Annotated in this window: 8 protein-coding genes; 4 read left to right on the top strand and 4 right to left on the bottom strand. The window is 68.0% G+C overall.

What is annotated here, in order from left to right:
* Window positions 1–279: aldolase/citrate lyase family protein (locus tag QOC69_RS16600; RefSeq protein WP_526441442.1), on the bottom strand; the 279-nt coding region annotated here is incomplete at its 3' end.
* A 36-nt stretch (window positions 280–315) separates the two neighbouring features.
* On the bottom strand, window positions 316–765 hold the full coding sequence (locus QOC69_RS16595) for a heme-binding protein (RefSeq protein WP_526441440.1): 450 nt from the start codon (window positions 763–765) through the stop codon (window positions 316–318).
* Window positions 766–862: 97 nt separating this feature from the next.
* Between QOC69_RS16595 and QOC69_RS16590 the strand changes: the two genes are divergently transcribed.
* Both QOC69_RS16590 and QOC69_RS16585 read left to right on the top strand, forming a co-directional pair.
* Window positions 863–1,510 (top strand): TetR/AcrR family transcriptional regulator, encoded by a 648-nt coding sequence (locus QOC69_RS16590; protein ID WP_526441438.1) that lies wholly within the window; start codon window positions 863–865, stop codon window positions 1,508–1,510.
* Window positions 1,507–2,229, top strand: a complete 723-nt coding sequence (locus tag QOC69_RS16585; RefSeq protein ID WP_526441436.1) for a dienelactone hydrolase family protein — start codon at window positions 1,507–1,509, stop codon at window positions 2,227–2,229. Before QOC69_RS16590 ends, QOC69_RS16585 begins: the two co-directional genes overlap by 4 nt.
* A gap of 12 nt (window positions 2,230–2,241) precedes the next feature.
* Here the strand turns inward: QOC69_RS16585 and QOC69_RS16580 are convergent, their stop codons facing one another.
* Window positions 2,242–3,984 carry an NAD-binding protein gene (locus tag QOC69_RS16580; protein ID WP_526441434.1) on the bottom strand — a complete coding sequence of 581 codons (1,743 nt, stop codon included), beginning with the start codon at window positions 3,982–3,984 and terminating at the stop codon, window positions 2,242–2,244.
* 64 nt (window positions 3,985–4,048) lie between these two features.
* Here QOC69_RS16580 and QOC69_RS16575 point away from each other — a divergent pair, with 64 nt between their 5' ends.
* Window positions 4,049–4,774: a 3-keto-5-aminohexanoate cleavage protein gene (locus QOC69_RS16575; protein WP_526441432.1), complete on the top strand. Its 726-nt coding sequence runs from the start codon at window positions 4,049–4,051 to the stop codon at window positions 4,772–4,774.
* Here QOC69_RS16575 and QOC69_RS16570 read toward each other — a convergent pair.
* Window positions 4,764–5,210, bottom strand: a complete 447-nt coding sequence (locus QOC69_RS16570) for a cupin domain-containing protein (RefSeq protein WP_526441430.1) — start codon at window positions 5,208–5,210, stop codon at window positions 4,764–4,766. The two genes, QOC69_RS16575 and QOC69_RS16570, sit on opposite strands and share 11 nt — an antisense overlap.
* A 48-nt stretch (window positions 5,211–5,258) precedes the next feature.
* On the opposite strand from QOC69_RS16570, the gene QOC69_RS16565 reads away from it, so the two are divergent.
* A complete protein-coding gene (locus QOC69_RS16565) occupies window positions 5,259–5,693 on the top strand; it encodes a hypothetical protein (protein WP_526441428.1) in 435 nt (144 codons plus the stop codon).
* Window positions 5,694–5,829: the final 136 nt, after the last annotated feature.

Genomic DNA, 5,829 nt, shown 5'->3' with positions numbered 1-5,829 from the left:
GCCTTGGGCGCCGGCTTCCATCGCGCGTCGGATGGCGGTTTCGTCGGCACAGCTTGGTATGCGTACCAACGGCACCAGGCCGACGGTGTCGGCGGCCAGGACCGCGTCCTCAATCGCTCGGGGGTTGGCCGGAGAATGCTCGGTGTCGAGCATGACGAAGTCGAAGCCGGTCAACCCCAGGACTTCGATCATCGCGCGATCGCCGGTAAAACACTGCATTCCCAACGGAATCTGGCTCTGCGTGATCATGGCGAGCAGTCGGTTGTCGGTATCGAACATGGTTGGTGCTCCTTTCACTTGCGGGGTGGTGACAGATCAGGCGCCGGGATCGGCTCGCAGGTCGCAGGCTGTGATGCCGTGGATGGCGCAGGCTTCGTCGGCATCGGGCAGGTGACCGCTCACCCCGACCGCACCTATGAGGTCGTCGTTCTCGTCGCGGATCAGCACACCGCCAGGCACCGGCACGAGGTTGCCGTCGGCCAGCGACACCAGGGAGTTGACGAATGTGGGATCCGACGCCGCGCGCGCGGCCAGGCTGCGGCTGCCCACTCCCATGTTCAGTGCGCCGTGGGCTTTTCCGCGGGCGATGCGTTCCCGCAGCAGGCTCGAGCCGTCTTCTCCCGCGAAGGCCACCAGCCTTCCGGCAGCGTCCAGCACCGCAACGGTCATCGGGGGAAAATCGCTGCTCCGTGCGTGCGCAAGGGCGCGAACCACAATGGTGCGGGCGGCAGCGAGGCCGATCGCGGTGCCCCAGGGGTTCGACATCGTAACCTCCAAACGATGGTAGCCGTTTCTATTTGAGTTTGAACGTACACCTTGATTTGTTATAGCGCAACCGATCGTTTTCGTTTAAGATAGTGTTATGCCCCGACTCAGCGAGAAGACCCGCGCGCGACGCCGCCAGCACATCCTCACCAGTGCATGGACGTGCTTCTCTCGCGACGGCTTCCACGCCACCTCGATGGACCAGGTGATCGCGGAGACCGGGATGTCCTCCAGTGCGGTGTACCGCTACTTCGGCAGCAAGGAGGAGTTGATCCACGCCAGCGCCGAGGAAGGGGTGCTGCGGGTGCGGGGAATTTTCGCGGCCCTACTCGACCGCGACCCCGTCCCCAATCCGGCCGAGACGCTGAGCCTGATCGTCGCCGAACTGCGCAACAGGACGGACAACCCCGACTACGACATGACGCGGCTCGCTCTGCAGACCTGGGCGGAGGCCCTGCGGGATCCGGTACTGCAGAAGCGTGCCCGCGCGCTCTACCTCGAAACCCTCGACCACATCGCCGAACTGGCCGGCCGGTGGCGCGACGAGGGATACATCCCGCCGAACTCGGATACCAACGCCGTTGCCGCCACCCTGTTTTCGCTCATGCACGGCCTGATCGTGATGCACCACCTCGTCGACGACGTACCGGCCGATGCCCTGCGCAACGGACTTTCCCTGCTCGGCGCGGCCGTCGTCGGCCCCTACACATTGCCCGCCACACCACCACAGGAGGCCACAACATGACCGACATCGACCTGACCGACCTCGCCGCCGACCGCGACGGGTCCCAGCCGCTTCGCGGCTACCTGGCTAGCCCACCGGGCATCGGTCCGTGGCCGGCCGTGGTGATGATCCACGAGATCTTCGGCCTCGACGGGGTCATGCGCGGCCACGCCGACCGGCTCGCCAGTCTCGGCTACCTCACCCTGGCCGTCGACCTGTTCAGCGCGGGTAGCACAGCACGATGTCTCGTCTCGACGATGACCGCCATGATGCGTGGCCGCGGCCGCGCGTTCGCCGACATCTCCGCCGCCCACGACTACCTGGCCGGTTCTCCCGAGTGCACCGGCAAGATCGGCGTCATCGGCTTCTGCATCGGAGGAGGCTTCGCGCTCCTCACCGCGAACAACGGATTCGATGCGGCCGCAGTCAATTACGGTCAGCTACCGCGTCGCCTCGACGAAGCGGTGGCGGGTGCCTGCCCGATCGTCGGAAACTACGGTGGCCGTGACCCGTCGCTCAGGGGCGCGCCCGACCGGCTCGACGCGGCCCTCGACAAGGCAGGCGTGACCCACGACGTCAAGGAATACCCCGCCGCCAGCCACGCTTTCCTCAACGACGCCGAAGCCGGCCCCCGCATGCTTCGCCCCCTCCTGCGGGTAGCCGGCATCGGTCCGGAACCCGAGTCAGCCAAGGACGCCTGGGACAGGATCGAAAAGTTCTTCGCCACCCACCTACGCTGACCCAGACGGCGCCTAGTGCCGCGGCGGGGTCTTGTTGCTCGCCAAAGGTTTCGGCGAGGGGACCTGCGTTGGCTGGACACGTTGACCCTTGTGCAGCGTGTCCAGCAGTTCCCGGTGAGGGCCGACCAGGTAGGCGGTGTCCCCGGCGGACAGGTGGCTGTCCCGCCGGGGGTGTAGTTGGAGGTCACCCGGCCCGTGACCGATGGCGATGACCCGGGTCAGGGTGGACAGTTCGCCCATCCGCAGCCCGTCGAGCTCACTACCGGCCTCGACCTGCACACCGCCGAGCATGAACGACTGCTGGCCCACCGAGAACGTGCCGAACACCTGCAGGCCCATCGCGGTACCGATGAACCAAGGCGTCGCGAGCTCGACGGTCGAGCGCACGTTCTCGAACCCGAAGCGCTGTGCCACCGCCGCGCCGAGCGTGCGGTCATAGACGCGCAGCACCACGGGAACGTCTGGCCGGACGACCTCTGGCTTCACGCGTGGTCCCAGCATCTCGTGCAGCACGATCCCGGTCTCGATGTTGACCATGTCGTCCTGGGTCAACACCGCCACCGCCTGGACTTCGTCGATGCGGGCGGATTCCAGCGTCTGGCGCAGTGTGGCGTCACCGAAGATCACCGGCACGTCGAGTTCGCGCGCCGCCGCCAGGTAGCGGTTGTCGTCGTCTCGCTCGATGACCGCCACGTCGTATCCGGCGGCCTTGAGGTCGCTGACCACGCGGATGCCGAACGAGCCGAGACCGACGACGACGATGTGGTCCTGGAGATCGCGCACCCGCCGCCTGCCGGCGGACTGGGCGATCCGTCGCGACAGCAGCAGATCGGCGATGAACGCCACCAGGATCGCGGTGGTGGTGACGCCGGCGAACATCAGCCCGATGCCCCAGATCCGTAGCCAGGTGGGCTGCTGCATGAAGCTGAAGTCGCCGTAGCCGACTGTGGCGATGGTCTCGGTGCTGAAATACAGTGCGTCGATCCAGCCCATCCCCGGGGGATGGCGATACGAGAAGCGCAGCAATACCGTCGCACCGAGCAGCAGGGTCATCGAGGCGGCGAAGGCGCGGAAGAACATCGGGTTGATGTCGTCGCGCAGCGCGCGCAGGGCGTTGATCCCCCGCCGCAGCGGGGACCGGCGAACCCGTGCCATGGCCGCCGGTTGCGCGACGGTGATGCCTTGGGCGGTCAGCTCGTCGGCGGTGCCGATCATGGCGGTCCAGTCGCCGGCCCGAACCTGCTGGTCGCGCCCCGGGCACGCCACCACCTCACCTGGGGTGGGTGAGTTCTCCCCGTGGATCACCGCGACCGGCGCCAGGTCACCGTAGATGTCGCGCAGCGTGGCGTCGATTGGCGCCTCGGTGCCGGAGACGACGAACTCCACCCCGGCGGCCGGGATCGCATGGGTGGTGCGGGCCAGACACGCCTCGACGACTGACGGCGCCGCGAGATCGGCGACGTCCAGGATCGCGCCGGGCCCGTTGCTCACTGCCATCGCCTCGCGCAGCACGCTGTTGGCCAGCCGGGCGACTACGCGCACGGTCGCATTGAGTTGTCGTGCCAGCAGCGCGATCTCGAGATTGAGGGCGTCGTCGTCATCGGCGCAGATGACCGCCGTCGCGTCCTCGACCCCGGCCGCGGCCAACTCCTTGGCGCTACCGACCACGACGACGTCGGTTCCCGTGCTCCGGAGCTCCTCGATGATCCGCAGCCCCAGCGGGTCATCTCCGCAGACGATGGTGTGGCCCCGCATTCTGCGAGGTTACTGTGGCGCACCGTCTGCTGCCGGGTGGTTCGTTACAGGCGAAGATGAAGGGATGACCAAACCCAGCGTCTACGTCAAGGCGTGCATCAACGGAGCCCGCACCCCCGACCAGCACCCGAACCTGCCGGTCACGCCCGATCAGCTGGCCGCAGCGGCGATCCAGGCGCATCGGGCCGGTGCGAAGGCCGTGCACATGCACCCCAAGTCCGCCGACGGCGTCGACTCGCTGGACGGCGACGTGGTCGCGGCGGCGGTGCAGGCCGTCCGCGTGGCCGTTCCCGGTCTGCCGTTGGGGGTGACGACGGGGTTCTGGGCGCTGCCCGACGCCGACGCCCGGCTGCGGGCGGTCGAGGGCTGGACGGTGTTGCCCGACTTCGCCTCGCTGAACTGGCACGAACCGGGCTCGGAGGAGCTGGCGCAGCTGTTGCTGAGCAAGGGGCTCGGGGTCGAGGTGGGCCTGTTCCACGCCGAGGCGGTCGCGTCCTGGGCGCGATCCGACCTGGCCAGGCACTGCATGCGGGCGATGATCGAATTGCAGGCGGATGCGGACGTCGCCGTCGCGGACGACATGCTCGAGCGTGTCCTCGCCGTCGGTTCGCCAGCCCCGGTGCTGCTGCACGGACTCGACGAGAGTTGTTGGCCGTTACTGGAATACGCGGGGGTGCGCGGTGTGCAGACGCGGATTGGCATGGAGGACACCCTGAAGTTGCCGGACGGGTCCGTCGCACCCGACAACGCCGCGCTGGTGTCGGCGGCGGTGAGCCTGCTCAGTCGGTAACGGCAGCCAGGGCGAAGTCGGCGAAGTCGAAGCCGGGCACCACCACGCAGCTGACCAGGGTGGGCTCTTGGTCCCGCGGACGGGCCCGCTGCCAGTGGCCCGGCGGGACCAGCAATTGCGGTTGTTCGCCAGCATCGACGTCGCTGCCGAGCAAAAGCGTTGTGGCACCGTCCTGTTCGGGCCCGACCTCCAAGAGCAACGGGCTGCCCCGGTGGTAGAACCACAACTCGGCGCTGCGCACGGTGTGCCAGGCCGACTGCTGGCCGGGCATGAGCAGGAACAGGATGGCCGTTCCTGCGCTGCGTGGGCCCGTGTAATCCGGTGGCAGGGCGGACTCACCGACCGTCAGCTCGCTGCGCCACGTCTCCCGGAACCAGCCGCCCTCCGGATGCGGGGCAAGGTCGAGCGTGCGAGCCCAGCCGGGTAGCTCCGTCATGAGTGCAGCCTACGTCGAGGTGACCGGCCAACCCGATACCCTCATCGCATGGCCCGCCTGCGCCCCGCATGGTTCGTGGTGCTCTGTGCGTTGGTGCTCCTGGTCAGCGCATGGCTGCCGTGGCTGACCACCAGCGCCGACGGGGGCGGCCGCGCCAACGCGATCGGCGGAAAGCTCGGTCAGATCGCCGTGCCGCCGCCGGGGTTCGGCGTCGGACAGCTGATGGTGGTGTTGTCGTCGACGTTGATCGTGGCCGCCGCCATGGCCGCGCGCGGTTTGTCGGCCCGGATAGCTTCGACTGCGGCCCTGTCCATTTCGGTGCTCCTGACGGTACTGGCATGGTGGTACTTCCGGCTGTACGTGGCACCGCCGATCGCGGCGGGTTACGGGTTCTACATCGGTGGGACGGCGACGGCCGTCGCGGTGGTGCTGTCGGTCCTGGCGATGGTCGCTGCCTGGTCCAGTGGGAGTAGACGCCGATGACGGGATTCGTCGAGCCGGTGGTGCTCACCGGGCAGCAGTGGGTCAGGCTCGAACCCTTGCGCGCCGCAGACGTCGCGGAAATCGCGGTGGCGTCTGCCGACGGCGACGTCGGCGGTCTGTGGTTCACCAGCGCGCC

Origin of the sequence: Mycobacterium sp. (assembly GCF_032162105.1) — a bacterium.
Lineage (GTDB): Bacteria > Actinomycetota > Actinomycetes > Mycobacteriales > Mycobacteriaceae > Mycobacterium.
This window is presented reverse-complemented; position numbering and strand designations above follow the sequence as displayed.